Origin of the sequence: Enterobacter sp. CC120223-11 (assembly GCF_900215375.1) — a bacterium.
Taxonomy (GTDB): domain Bacteria; phylum Pseudomonadota; class Gammaproteobacteria; order Enterobacterales; family Enterobacteriaceae; genus Scandinavium.
The window spans coordinates 175,381-188,608 of the sequence record NZ_OBEF01000001.1 but is presented as its reverse complement, the minus strand read 5'-3'; the positions used below and the strand labels follow the sequence as shown (position 1 = coordinate 188,608).

Sequence of the window (13,228 nt, the reverse complement as noted above, 5' to 3'; positions counted from 1 at the left end):
CCGCTATGAAAAAAAGTTTACTGATGGCAGCATTGAGCCTGGGGTTACTCAGCCAGACAGTGCAGGCGTTAACGCTGGACGAAGCGCGTGCCCAGGGGCGCGTGGGGGAAACCCTGTCGGGCTATCTGGCTACGCGCGTAGAGGACAAAGAGACTCTGGCGCTGGTTAAGCAAATCAACGAGGCCCGCAGTGAAAGCTACCAGCAGCTGGCAGACAGCAATAATCTGCCGGTGGATGAAGTGGCGAAAATGGCCGGGCAGAAACTGGTGATGCGGGCTGCACCGGGTGAGTATGTGAAAGGCCTGAACGGGAAGTGGCTGAAGAAATAATCAGCGATGACGCTTGCGGTATTCCCCCGGCGATACGCCAAAGCGCTGGCGAAAGGCGGTCGAAAAATGGCTGTGATCGGTAAAGCCCCAGCTGAAGCCAATCCCGGCCAGTTTTTCATCTTCTGAAGCGCTGCGCAGCGCTCTGGCGCAGAGATCGAGTCGCCGGTTTTTGATGTACTGCGCCACCACCAGGCCTTTATCGGCAAACATCCGGTAAAGGCTTCTCACCGACATGCCGGTTTCATTCGCCAGCCATTCCGGACGCAGGTTTTCCGCCTGAATATGGTCGTCGATCATCTGAACCACTTTCTCAAACTGTCTGTCGCGGCGCGACGGCTGGGCGTCCTGCTGCTGCAACACCGGGCGCAGCAGACAAACAATGGCTTCCAGCGCCGCCTCGCTTTCCGTGCCGGAAAGATCGTGATTGCTCATGCTTTCCTGCAATAAACGGTGGCTCATCTGTACCATTGGCAGGTTCTTACCGAGCCGCTGCACGCAGTGCGACTCGCCAACCCTCAGCTGCTGCTCCAGTAAACTTCGCGGCAGCAACAGTGAAATTTGCCGGGAGGGTTGCTGCCAGACAATCGAACAAGGGCGCGAGGCATCCACCAGCGTAATATCCCCCGGCTGGATCACCGTTTGACGGTCGTGCTGCTCAATAATGGCCTGACCTTCCAGCTGAAAGACGGTGTAGAACCAGCTGTCGTTATGATCCTTAATTTCGTTGCGGGTGCGATAAAGATTCACGTTAGCGGTGGTGACGGTGCTGAGCTTGAGGGCGCGGGTGTAGCCGGTTTCGAGATGACCAGAAAATTCACCGTCCAGAGGACGGGCGGCAAAATTGCCACATTCCTGATTAATCTGGGCTAGCCATTGCTGAAACTGCTCGTTGCCGGTTATCTGCGCCATATCTGCCTCAGTCGTTGAAGTGCTGACACATTGTTGCATTTATGTTGCGTAAACAAGGGTGTCCTGATGACTATACGAAAGAACTATCACCCACGACAGACGCGTGAATGACTATTGTCACTCTTTGCGAGGGCTGTCACAGGCGACAAAGCGAATGACAGAGAGACAAAAACGGATCCGGCCCGGGGCTTCTACACTGGAGAAAACCGTGAAGGGTAATAAGGAGCTGATATGTCTGATTCACAGGTCGCACTGCTTGAGAGCGTGCAACACTTCCTGGCGCGCCAGCACGGGAACTATATCGACGGCGCGCAGCAGGCTTCGCGCAGCGATAAGCGCCTGACCGTCTGGGACCCTGCGACGGGCAACGCGATTGCCACCACGGCTGATGCCAACAGCGCAGACGTGGACGCGGCGGTGATGTCTGCCTGGCGCGCATTCGTCGATCGCCGCTGGGCGGGCCGTATGCCTGCCGAACGCGAGCGCATCCTGCTGCGCTTTGCCGATTTAGTGGAAAAACATGCCGAAGAACTGGCCCAGCTGGAAACGCTGGAGCAGGGCAAGTCGATCAACATCTCCCGCGCGTTTGAAGTGGCCTGCACGCTCAACTGGATGCGCTACACTGCCGGGCTGGCGACAAAAATCACCGGGCAAACGCTGGATGTTTCTATTCCGCTGCCTGCTGGCGCACGCTACCAGGCGTGGACGCGCAAGGAGCCGGTGGGCGTGGTTGCGGGCATTGTGCCGTGGAACTTCCCGCTGATGATTGGCATGTGGAAAGTGATGCCTGCGCTTGCGGCGGGCTGCTCGATAGTGATCAAACCTTCGGAAACAACGCCACTTACTCTGCTGCGCGTGGCTGAACTGGCGAGCGAAGCGGGCGTGCCGGAAGGCGTTTTCAACGTGGTGACCGGAAGCGGCGCGGAATGCGGTTCTGCACTGACTTCGCATCCACACGTTGCCAAAGTGAGCTTTACCGGTTCCACGCAGACGGGCAAACAGATTGCCCGCACCGCAGCCGACAGACTGACCCGCGTGACGCTGGAGCTGGGCGGTAAGAACCCGGCGATTGTGCTGAAAGATGCCGATCCGCAGTGGGTGATTGAGGGCCTGATGATGGGCAGCTTCCTCAACCAGGGGCAGGTTTGTGCGGCGAGTTCGCGCATCTATATTGAAGCGCCGCTGTTCGACACGCTGGTGACAGGCTTTGAGCAAGCGGTGAAATCGCTGAGCGTCGGGCCGGGCATGTCTGAAAGTGCGCAGATTAACCCTCTGGCTTCACGCGCGCACTGTGACAAAGTGGCGGCCTTCCTCCACGAAGCGGAACAGAACAAAGCGGAACTTATAAGCGGCAACGAGGGACCAGGCGGGCAGGGGTACTATGTGCGCCCGACATTGGTTGTGAACCCGGATGCTCGGCTGCGCCTGACGCGTGAAGAAGTGTTCGGCCCGGTGGTCAACCTGGTGCGCGTGGCCGATGGCGATGAAGCGCTGCGCCTGGCGAACGAAACGGAATACGGTCTGACCGCCAGCGTCTGGACGCAAAACCTGTCTCAGGCGCTGAGCTACAGCGATCGCTTGCAGGCGGGAACCGTGTGGGTCAACAGCCATACGCTCATCGACCCAAACCTGCCATTTGGCGGCATGAAGCAGTCCGGCACCGGGCGCGACTTCGGCCCTGACTGGCTGGACGGCTGGTGCGAAACCAAGTCTGTGTGCGTACGCTATTAAGAGTCATGCATTTTGCCGGGCGGCCCTGTGGTTGCCCGGCCCTGGTATATCGTCAGCAGGTTTTTGTAGGCCGGATAAGCGCCAGCGCCATCCGGCACTCTCATGTTCGGCGCTCAGTGTGCCGCCAGCTCATAAAAGAAAGCAGGATTAGACTGGATCACCGCCAGCACTTTCGCCGCCAGCCCTGTCGGATTCCGCCTTCTGGATTCCCAACTTTTGATGGTATCGACGCTGGTGCCCAGCGCGGCGGCCATTTCGCTCTGGGAAACGTTCAACTGCTCGCGAATCGCTTTCACATCGGCGATTTCATAGCGGGTCACGCGTGCGGCGGCTTTCTTGCCTTCTTTGATTTCGACCGCTTCTTCCAGCGATGCCTTTAGTTCGTTAAAAAAAGTCATCTCATACCTCATCTTTTAACTTTCTGGTCAGTTTCTTCAGTTCGGCTTTCTCGGCGTTTGTCAGGGTATCTTTTACGTTCTTTGGGTAAGCCAGTACAAACCAGATAATCTCTTCTGTCGCGACGAAATAGATCACCCTCGCACTGCCGCTTTTGCCCTGGACGCCCGTCGCCAGGCGAATTTTCCTTAACCCACCGGTGTTCTGTATAACATCGCCCCGGTTCGGATACTGAATGAGCTCCTTTTGCAGCCCTCTCAGTTCATCGTCTGTGGCAATGGCTTTAATCTGCCGGGTAAATAAAGCCGTCTCTATAAATTCAATAGCATGATACTCATTCACAGGCACGTTCTCCGTGAGCAGGTACACAGTACACGTTAAAGGGTACTGTGTACACCATTAAATTGATTGATTGCTGCGACGAGAGAAGCGTAATCCTGAAACGACTCTGTTTCTGTTAAACGTAATGATTCTGCGTAGCCGCTCGTAAATAAGCGGTTTTCATCCGCAGTGCCTACTGATAACGTGAACGCTCTGACAGTGGGAAAGACTATTACGAGGGCGTGGAATGGAACACAAACACATTGGGGCAGTGGTTCTGGATGAGCAGGCTATTGCGTGTGGCGTGGAGAAGGTCGCCGCACAGCTGAATCAGGATTTTAAGGATGCGGTGGTGATTACCGTGGTGCCAGGCGGGATGCTGTTCACGGCAGACCTGGTGCGAAAGCTTAACTTTGACATCAATATGGATTACATCTCCTGCCCGCATACGCCGGGAGACAGAAATAACAGCTCAACCATCGTTTATCACCAGAATATCGATATCAATGGCAGGGACGTGATTCTGGTGGATGATGCCATAGAATCTGGCGGCACAATGCGTCGGTTGGTTGAACACCTGAAAACGAATTATTCGCCAAAATCCGTTTCTGTCGCGATCCTGTTTGTGAAACCTGGTAGAGTGCTCATTGATGCTAAGCAATACTATGCCCTTGAAATGGACAACGATGATTTGCTCATCGGTTTTGGCATGCCGTGGGAAAATAAATATCGCAACCTTCCTTGTGTGGTGAAATTAAAGGTCTGAAAACATTGGGTGCAAGAATATCTCCTTGCACCATTTCATATTTTATACTGCAAATCCGATATTTATAGTACATCTTCTATTGAACAAAGGTAGTTCAGTGTGCATTTGTGTTTGAGTTCTCAAACAACACAAGGACGCCTGTAATGAAAGAACTAAATGATTTCGAAATTACACAAGGTAGAATATGGGGAGATCTGGCTGTCACCGCCGATATGCAGAGCTGCGAACCGCCTGTCAGCAAGCACGGTAATCTGTTCAATAATGTATTGATTGTGCAGAGACGAATATAAAAATACAGGGTGGTTTTATTACGACAACCTGTATATATGGAAGCGACACATTCATAATACATGCAAGGACAATGATCCTGTTACTTAATCAGAATTAATGAGAACCTTTAGCTGTGCTGGTAGCATAAATAAGAAGTGGGGTTCCGGAGTAGAACCCCATGATCGCTACGTATATAAGATATATTTAACGCTCAGAACCAATCAGTTCCGGGTGTTAATGGTTCCGCCCACCGTTGCCTCCGGCATTAGGCGCGCCTTTAATGCCACTTCCGTGAACACTTCCGTTGGCACTTGAGTTGTCTCCCCATAAATGCATCGCACCAGAACCACTGCCATAGGGGCTGTTGTGATATGCTGCTGTGAATCGGTCCAGGGCGGATGGACCGCCATTGCCACCGGACTGCGAACCACCATTAGTTGCGGATTTATTCCCGCTTCCGTCCATATCTGCCCAACCGCCAGAGATTTGATCCAACTGGTGACTTAAAATTTTTTTCATAATGATTATCCTTAATTGTGTGTTTGTATGTTCCGAATGTATAAATAACTTAAAATTAGTGAATGAAAAGCGGTGATATTTTGTTTTGTGAGATGGCCTCGAAAAATAAATTTGATTTTTATCTGAGTCTCGAGTTATTTTCATGCTGGTTATATGAATCCTAAATGCTTATTAGCTGTTTACGTTACAGGGTTATTTAAGTTGGTCATGTTAAATGAAACGTCGCTTTGTATTTTGAGATGATTTTTATCAGGGGGTGATATGAATAACTATACAATTTTCATTAAGGACAATGAGACCAGGGTTGTTTTAGCCGAACAGGTAACGCGAGATCTCACCAGGGAATTGAAAAAAAACGGTTTTACTCAATATCCATATACGATTGAAGCCAACAGTCAAAAAGAAGCCATTCAGGAGTTGAACAGACAGGGCGGTGAACATCTGGAAGATCTTTCCCAGTTTGTAGGTAACCATTGCTTCGCTTGTGCAATAATAGTCCTCAGTTTTGTCGCGGCGTTTCTCTTATCACTCTGACTGGCGAATACTCAGAAATCGCACCGACCAAGGGGCTGGAAGTATCTCATTGCTAACGCAAGGGCTGAAAGCTTGTTACATATCAGGAATTAATGAGAGTCATCAGCAATATTAATTTTATGAATAAATGCCGTCAAAATGGTGAATTTAAAGTTGAAATGTTTTTTTGGGGGGGATGTCGCCACAGGGAAGAAATTTGATTTTTCCATGTTGTTCTATGTACTTTTACCCTGATAACTTAAGCCTTGAGGTGCTATTGGTTGTTTACGTTACAGCAGCGCCTAATAAAATGAAACAAAGTGTTGTTTTGCAGGGCGGGATAGTTCTAAACAGGAGGGGGTATGAACAACTATATAATCTTCATCAAGGATAATGAGACTGAAGTTTTTTTAGCGGAACGTGTTACGCGTGCTCTTCCCCGGGACCTGAAAAGAAATGGATTTACCAAATATCCCTATACGATTGAAGCGAATGATCACAAAGAAGCTATTCGGAAGCTGAACAAACAGGGTAGTGAACATCTGGAAGAACTTTCTCAGTTTTCAGGTAGCATCTTTTTCTACTGTGCCCTGCTGGTTGTCGGCATCGCGGCGGCGTTTCTCTTTCTGGACCAAAACGGTAGCGGTTCTTGCTCCGGACGATGCCAAAAATCCTGAAAAAAAGGGCCTTTCGGCCCTTTTGGTTATTTTTTCTTTTCGCCTAACGTCGGCGTCTCATCGAAGAAGTTCCACGGCTTCAGCAGCGCGTGAACCCATTCGGTTGGCATGATTGGCCACTCTTCGGCGCGGGCGACGTGCGTCGTGCCGGTCGTGATCCACACCACATCGTCCTGATTATCCAACGACTCGTTATCCTTGCTGTACTGGCCAAGACCAGTGTCGTGGGTAGAACGGTTAGGGTATTTGCCTTCCGGATAGCGCTCATCCGCCTTGTAGCGCGTTACCCACAGTTGCTTGTCCATAAAGCTCAGGCGGTGATAGATCCACTCATCCGGGGCAAATTTCGCGCCGGTGGCCACCGGGTGCGTGCCACCCGCGTAAGGGATTATCTGATAGGAAACCGGGTTGCCCATGCGGTTTTCTTTGCTGGTATTGCTCATCAGGCGGATGGTGCCCGGGTCAAATTTCTGTGCCGCTTCCTGTTCGGTGGCGATATCGTGCTGATCGATCTGCATCGTACTGGTGCGCGGGCCACCCGCAGTGTTTGGCTTCACGTCTGGATCCATCGCCACCAGCTTGTTGTTTTCGCCATCCACGTCCAGATCGAGACGGAAGTTGTAGATGTGCTGGTGGGTGGTGCCGACGATGTTGTGGTCAATCAGCGTGCCGTATTTGGTGTCATCTTTCGCGGTGGCGTCGTGCATGGTTTTCGACTGCACGCCTTTCACTGCTTCAATGCCCGTTGCGCCTGCATCAATGCCGATCACGCCGTTATCGTGGAACACCCAATCAAAGATGTAATCGTAGTTGCCGACGGTGCTTATCCAGCGGACCACCAGTTCGCGGCGCTCGGTGCTGACGTTCGGCTGGCCCATCTCCTGGTGCTTATACTCCGGCCCGGCGTAGCGCTCGAACACGGCGATGGCGTGAGGAATGTCCATCGGTTTACCGGTGTAATCGGCGATGGTTTCATCCAGCAGCACGGCGTTTGACGGGGCGTCTTTGCCGCGGGCGATGGACGAGGTCAGGGTGCCCATGCCGTAGTCGCCGGAATCCAGATACGCCTTGAAGTACCAGCCCACGTCCGGGTCACCGTAAGGAACGATCATCCCGCCGAGCGAGCCTTCATACATCACTTTGCGTTTGGTGCCGTTGTCGTTGTAGGTCACGGTCGAGAGGATCGGGCCGACGCGGGAATCCAGGCGCACGTGGAAATCCCAGTTCTGCCAGTGGATCATATCGCCGGTGATGGTGTAGTTCTTGCCTTCCGGCTCGATGATATCCAGCGGTTTGATTTTCGGTGCCACGCGGTCGCGGCCATCATACGGGCGCGGGGTCATCGGCACGGGGATCACCGGGCCTTCTTCAATCTTGATGATCTTCTTCTGCTCTAAATCGACCACCGCCACCAGGTTCTCAATCGGGTGCGCCCAGTAGTTGCCGTCGCCGGTGTCGAGGTAGCTCACCACTTTCAGCAGGCGATCTTCCTGCTTCAGGCCGTCTTTGCCATCGAAATAGCCCACGGTCAGTGGGGTGGTGATCACTTTAGTCGTGTCAGTAATACCGTGCTTTTTCAACACATCGGCAAATTCTTTGCTGGCGTTAATCACGTTCTGCACGGTAGAGAAGTCGTCCAGTAATACCATGCCGTGGGCGTCTTTGATCGGTTCCCAGTGCAGCACTTTTTTGCTCTGCAAATCGACCTGACTCTCAATGACGTGTTTGCCGTCGAGCATAGTGACGTTTGCCAGGCGCGGCTCATCCACCGCGGTGCCGCTCATCACAAAATTCCACACTTTGGCTTTGTCAGGCTCGGCCAGCGCAATCTGGGTGAAGCGGGTGTTGGGCTTGAAATCAGGCGAGGCTTTAACAATCTCCACCGCTTGCTTGATTTCATCGGCGGTCAGCGAGTTCAGAGGGTGCGGTTTTTTCTCCACCTGGAAGGTCTGATCCAGCCCCGACTGGAACACGTCGTTGATGAAGGTGTCTGAAATCCAGGCTTTTTTATTCTTCATCACCACCGGCACCTGAAGCGTCAGGGTTTTGCCGTTCACCACGGCCGTTTTCGCGCCGGGTTTCACCTTCACATAAGCGCCATCTTTGGCGATGGTGAACATCTGAGCGTAATCATCCCACTGCACGTCAGCGCCGAAATCCTGCAACGTTTTGTCCATTGGGAGCATATGGGCTTCGCCGCCGTGGGCGAAGACGGGTGTTTGCCAACTGCACATCAGGGCGACAGCCATAGCCAGCGCCGTCTTGCGGGCGGAAATCGTCATCGTAAGCCTCGTCTTATTATCAGTATTTTCGGTGTTGTGTTGAGTTGCGACATGCTCACCCTAACAGCGGGCGGGCGCACGGTGTTTGCCTGCACCTGCCAGCCGTTTTGTCAGATTTGCCAGGTTTTCTGTTTCGTGGATTGAGGCGGAGGCCCGGCAGGCAAAGCGCCACCGGGCGGGTTTTAGACTTAAAAATCGCCGTGCTGACGAGCCACCAGCGTCAGGATGGAGTAGAGCGCAACTGCCTGCTGGTGCTGGTTAAACACCTCGACGGCCCATTCCACCACGCCTGTCGCTTTGTCTTCGGCAGTTTTCTGGCGTTTCACTGTTTTGCGCTTCACCGTCAGGCGCACCTGCAGCGTATCGCCCGGTTTGACAGGCTCGATAAAGCGCAGGTTTTCCATCCCGTAGTTGGCGATCACCGGGCCGACGCCCGCATCCACGAACAGGCCCGCCGCGGCAGAAATCACAAAGTAGCCGTGGACTACACGCTCGCCGAACATCGATTCCGCCGCACCGATTTTGTCCATGTGGGCGTAGAAGTGATCGCCGCTCAGGCAGGCGAAGTTGACGATATCTGCCTCGGTCATGGTACGACGAGCGGTCAGCAGGCTGTCGCCCGGCTGGAGCTCTTCGAAGTATTTGCGGAACGGGTGAACGCGGTCTTCCTGCACCTTCGCGCCGCGAACCCACTGTTGGCTGATAGTGGCGAGCATGGTCGGGCTGCCCTGAACGGCGGTGCGTTGCAGGTAATGCTTCACCGCACGTAAGCCGCCAAGCTCTTCACCGCCGCCCGCACGACCCGGACCGCCGTGCAGCAGCTGCGGCAGCGGGGAGCCGTGCCCGGTGGACTCTTTCGACGACTCTTCGTTCAGGATCTGAATACGGCCGTGCGCACGCGCTGCGCCCAGAATAAACTCGCGGGCGATGTCGCCGTCTGCCGTGACCAACGTGCCTGCAAGGCTGCCTTGTCCGGCGCGCGCCAGAGCCAGGCTTTGCTCGCGAGTCTGATAAGGCATCAGCGTTGCCACAGGGCCAAAGGCTTCAATAGCGTGCACGGCAAGGCTTTCCTCTGGCTGCGGGCAGAAGAGCAGGGTTGGTGGGAAGAATGCGCCTGCGTCATGCAGATCGGCCTTGCCGCCGAGGCGAATTTCACAGCCTGCGGCCACTAACGCATCCACTTTTTCCTGCACGTCGGCACGCTGTTCGGCGTTAACCAGCGAACCCATTTTCACGCCTTCTGTTGCCGGGTCGCCAACTTTCACACCCTGCAAACGGGCGATCAGCGCCTCGCTCACGGCCTCAACCTGCGCCTGCGGCACGATGATGCGGCGAATAGCGGTACATTTCTGGCCCGCTTTGGCGGTCATCTCACGCACGACTTCGCGGATAAACAGCGCAAACTCCGGCTGCTCTGGCGTTACGTCCTCGCCCAGCACGCAGCAGTTCAGCGAGTCGGCTTCCATGGTGAACGGAATCGAGTTTTTGACGATGTTCGGGTGGATGCGCAGCGACTGCCCGGTTTGCGCCGAACCGGTAAAGGTCACCACGTCCTGGAAATCGAGCTGATCCAGCAGGTCGCCCGCGCCGCCGCAGATCAGGCTGATAGCGCCGTCCGGGACCAGGCCGCTGTCAGTAATCGCTTTGACCATCGCCTGTGTCACCTGCGCGCTGGCAGTGGCGGGTTTGATGATGGCGGGCATCCCGGCAAGCCAGGTCGGAGCCAGCTTTTCTAACATGCCCCAGCAGGGGAAGTTGAAGGCATTGATGTGCACCGCCACGCCGGATTTGGCCGTCAGCACGTGACGCGCCGCAAAACCACCGTTTTTAGAAAGGGGGATCAGCTCATCTTCCGGCCATAAGACGTCATCCGGCAGCTCACGCGCACCGAGGCCCGCGTAGGTAAACAGCGTGCCGATCCCGCCTTCGATATCCACCCAGCTGTCGGCGCGGGTGGCGCCCGTTTGTGCGGAGAGGGCGTAAAACGTCTCTTTCTGCTCCAGCAGATGTTTTGCCACCGCTTTTAACATCGCGGCGCGTTCCACAAAGGTCATTTTGCCGAGTGCGGCACCGCCGTGTTCGATGGCATAGCGGCGCGCCTGCGCCATATCCAGACCTTCACTGGTTACAGAAAACAGCGCTTCGCCCGTAATGGCGTGGTTGATGGTGCGCTCGCGGCCCCGGCCAGACTGCCAGCTGCCGGATAAGAAACTGGTTAACTGCTGCATCTTGCTTCTCCGTAAAATGTTACGTCGTATCGCTATACATAGTTTGATGTTGAATCATAAAAAGCAATCCTGAATTTAATAATTTATTAACAATGAGATCCTTATCTATATGCGATTTTTTGTTAACTGACTGTTATTAAAGGGTTGTGTGATTTACTCTGCGATGGCGCTCACAGAATACACAAAGCGTTCTTGGGGTTTCAGTTAACCATTATGTAACTTCTCATAAACAATATGATTCACGAGAAAGCAAAATGTGAGTCAAATGGGAATCATAAAGGTGACGATGTGACTGAAGAACAACGCTTTGAAGCAAAGATCGCCGAAGAGACGGCCATCGAGCCGCAGGACTGGATGCCGGAGGCGTACCGCAAAACCCTGATCCGCCAGATTGGTCAGCATGCGCACTCCGAGATCGTCGGCATGCTGCCGGAAGGCAACTGGATCACCCGCGCGCCAACTCTTCGCCGTAAGGCAATCCTGCTCGCCAAGGTGCAGGACGAAGCGGGGCATGGCCTCTATCTCTACAGCGCCGCTGAAACCCTCGGCTGCGCCCGCGAAGACATCTACCAGAAGATGCTTGATGGCCGCATGAAGTACTCCTCCATCTTCAACTACCCGACGCTGAGCTGGGCCGATATCGGCGTAATCGGCTGGTTGGTGGACGGCGCCGCTATCGTCAATCAGGTGGCGCTGTGCCGCACCTCCTACGGCCCGTATGCCCGCGCGATGGTGAAAATCTGTAAGGAAGAGAGCTTCCACCAGCGGCAGGGCTTCGAGGCCTGCATGGCGCTGGCAAACGGCAGTGAAGAGCAGCGTGCCATGTTGCAGGACGCCATCAACCGCTTCTGGTGGCCGGCATTGATGATGTTCGGGCCGAACGACGACAGCTCGCCAAACAGCGCCCAGAGCCTGGCCTGGAAGATCAAACGTTTCGGTAATGACGAACTGCGCCAGCGTTTTGTCGATAACACCGTTCCGCAGGTGGAAATGCTCGGCATGACCGTGCCGGACAAAGATTTGACCCTTGATGAAACTACCGGCCAGTACCGCTTCGGCGAGATCGACTGGCATGAATTTAACGAAGTGATCAACGGGCGCGGCGTGTGTAACCACGAGCGTCTGGCCGCCAAGCGTAAAGCCTGGGAAGAGGGCGCCTGGGTGCGGGAAGCCGCGCTGGCGCACGCCAAAAAACAGCAGGCCCGCAACGCGGCATAAGGAGAATAACGATGAGCAATGTCTACTGGCCTTTATATGAAGTGTTCGTTCGCAGCAAACAGGGGTTATCCCACCGTCACGTGGGCAGCCTGCACGCCGCCGACGATCGCATGGCGCTGGAAAACGCCCGCGATGCCTACACCCGCCGCAGCGAAGGCTGCTCCATCTGGGTGGTGAAGGCGAGTGAAATTGTGGCCTCTCAGCCAGAAGAGCGCGGCGAGTTCTTCGACCCGGCGGAGAGCAAAATCTACCGTCATCCTACGTTCTACACCCTGCCTGACGGCATTGAGCACATGTGAGGCGGCAGATGACGAATCATGACCCTATTGCGACTTATGCGCTGCGCTTGGGCGATAACTGTCTTGTGCTGGCACAACGCCTTTCTGCCTGGTGTGGACATGCCCCCGAACTGGAAATCGATCTGGCATTAGCCAATATCGGCCTCGACCTGCTGGGGCAGGCGCGTAATTTTCTCAGCTACGCCGCTGAACGTCAGGGCAAGGGCGACGAAGACCAGTTGGCCTTTCAACGCGACGAGCGCCAGTTCTGCAATGTGCTGTTAGTGGAACAGCCGAACGGCAACTTCGCCGACACGCTGGCGCGCCAGCTCTTTATGGACGCCTGGCACGTGGCGCTGTTCAGCCGTCTGGTGACGAGCAAAGACGCGCAGATTGCCGCCATTGCCGCGAAGGCCACTAAAGAGGCGCGCTACCACCTGCGCTTCAGCCGTGGCTGGGTTGAACGTCTGGGCGGCGGCACAGAGCTTTCCGCCCAGCGGATGCAGGCGGCCATCGACAACCTGTGGCGCTTCACCGCCGAGCTGTTCCAGGCCGATGAACTGGAGCTGGACCTGGTGGCTCAGGGCATCGCCGTCGATCCGCGCGAACTGCGCGAAGAGTGGCTGGCAGAAATCACCGCAGCCCTGAATGCAGCAGAACTGAAGGTGCCAGGCGAACAGGCTTACCGCATTGGCGGCAAGCAGGGGCTGCACACCGAACACCTCGGGCCGATGCTGGCAGAGATGCAGTATCTGCAGCGTTCGTATCCTGGTCAGCAGTGGTAAGGAGTC

The 13,228-nt window shown here is 54.8% G+C and carries 14 protein-coding genes; 8 read left to right on the top strand and 6 right to left on the bottom strand.

All coding sequences use genetic code 11. The features are described 5' to 3' along the window. Positions 1–5: 5 nt before the first annotated feature. Positions 6–329 (top strand): YdbL family protein, encoded by a 324-nt coding sequence (locus tag CRO87_RS00845; RefSeq protein WP_097161034.1) that lies wholly within the window; start codon positions 6–8, stop codon positions 327–329. Here CRO87_RS00845 and feaR read toward each other — a convergent pair whose 3' ends face one another. Continuing rightward, positions 330–1,238, bottom strand: coding sequence for a transcriptional regulator FeaR (gene feaR / locus CRO87_RS00840; RefSeq protein WP_097161033.1), 909 nt, complete (start codon positions 1,236–1,238; stop codon positions 330–332). Between the two features lie 231 nt (positions 1,239–1,469). Between feaR and CRO87_RS00835 the strand changes: the two genes are divergently transcribed. Continuing rightward, entirely contained in the window at positions 1,470–2,969 is a 1,500-nt protein-coding gene (locus CRO87_RS00835; protein ID WP_097161032.1) for an aldehyde dehydrogenase family protein, read from the top strand. Between the two features lie 113 nt (positions 2,970–3,082). Here the strand turns inward: CRO87_RS00835 and nadS are convergent, their stop codons facing one another. Further along, on the bottom strand, positions 3,083–3,367 hold the full coding sequence (gene nadS / locus CRO87_RS00830) for a NadS family protein (protein WP_097161031.1): 285 nt from the start codon (positions 3,365–3,367) through the stop codon (positions 3,083–3,085). A 1-nt stretch (position 3,368) separates the two neighbouring features. Continuing rightward, entirely contained in the window at positions 3,369–3,707 is a 339-nt protein-coding gene (locus tag CRO87_RS00825) for a type II toxin-antitoxin system RelE/ParE family toxin (RefSeq protein WP_097161030.1), read from the bottom strand. Positions 3,708–3,933: 226 nt separating this feature from the next. Between CRO87_RS00825 and CRO87_RS00820 the strand changes: the two genes are divergently transcribed. After that, entirely contained in the window at positions 3,934–4,452 is a 519-nt protein-coding gene (locus tag CRO87_RS00820; protein WP_176504239.1) for a phosphoribosyltransferase, read from the top strand. Positions 4,453–4,956: 504 nt separating this feature from the next. Here CRO87_RS00820 and CRO87_RS22440 read toward each other — a convergent pair. Then, positions 4,957–5,241, bottom strand: coding sequence for a hypothetical protein (locus tag CRO87_RS22440; RefSeq protein WP_141398650.1), 285 nt, complete (start codon positions 5,239–5,241; stop codon positions 4,957–4,959). 261 nt (positions 5,242–5,502) lie between these two features. Here CRO87_RS22440 and CRO87_RS00815 point away from each other — a divergent pair, with 261 nt between their 5' ends. Together CRO87_RS00815 and CRO87_RS00810 are read left to right on the top strand one after the other, a co-directional pair. Continuing rightward, complete coding sequence (locus CRO87_RS00815) at positions 5,503–5,775, top strand: hypothetical protein (protein ID WP_097161029.1); 273 nt, start codon at positions 5,503–5,505, stop codon at positions 5,773–5,775. Positions 5,776–6,116: 341 nt separating this feature from the next. Next, a complete protein-coding gene (locus CRO87_RS00810; protein ID WP_097161028.1) occupies positions 6,117–6,431 on the top strand; it encodes a hypothetical protein in 315 nt (104 codons plus the stop codon). A 26-nt stretch (positions 6,432–6,457) separates the two neighbouring features. Here CRO87_RS00810 and tynA read toward each other — a convergent pair whose 3' ends face one another. Both tynA and paaZ read right to left on the bottom strand, forming a co-directional pair. Then, a complete protein-coding gene (gene tynA, locus CRO87_RS00805; protein ID WP_097161027.1) occupies positions 6,458–8,713 on the bottom strand; it encodes a primary-amine oxidase in 2,256 nt (751 codons plus the stop codon). Between the two features lie 188 nt (positions 8,714–8,901). Beyond that, the gene (gene paaZ, locus CRO87_RS00800; protein ID WP_097161026.1) at positions 8,902–10,941 is read right to left on the bottom strand and encodes a phenylacetic acid degradation bifunctional protein PaaZ; all 2,040 of its coding nucleotides are present in this window, start codon (positions 10,939–10,941) and stop codon (positions 8,902–8,904) included. A 288-nt stretch (positions 10,942–11,229) separates the two neighbouring features. Here paaZ and paaA point away from each other — a divergent pair, with 288 nt between their 5' ends. Genes paaA through paaC form a run of 3 tightly spaced genes read left to right on the top strand, consistent with a single transcriptional unit; the run spans position 11,230 to position 13,222 of the window. Then, complete coding sequence (gene paaA, locus CRO87_RS00795) at positions 11,230–12,159, top strand: 1,2-phenylacetyl-CoA epoxidase subunit PaaA (RefSeq protein WP_255252465.1); 930 nt, start codon at positions 11,230–11,232, stop codon at positions 12,157–12,159. Positions 12,160–12,170: 11 nt separating this feature from the next. After that, a complete protein-coding gene (paaB, locus tag CRO87_RS00790) occupies positions 12,171–12,458 on the top strand; it encodes a 1,2-phenylacetyl-CoA epoxidase subunit PaaB (RefSeq protein ID WP_097161024.1) in 288 nt (95 codons plus the stop codon). Between the two features lie 8 nt (positions 12,459–12,466). After that, positions 12,467–13,222: a 1,2-phenylacetyl-CoA epoxidase subunit PaaC gene (gene paaC, locus CRO87_RS00785; RefSeq protein WP_097161023.1), complete on the top strand. Its 756-nt coding sequence runs from the start codon at positions 12,467–12,469 to the stop codon at positions 13,220–13,222. Positions 13,223–13,228 lie beyond the last annotated feature (6 nt).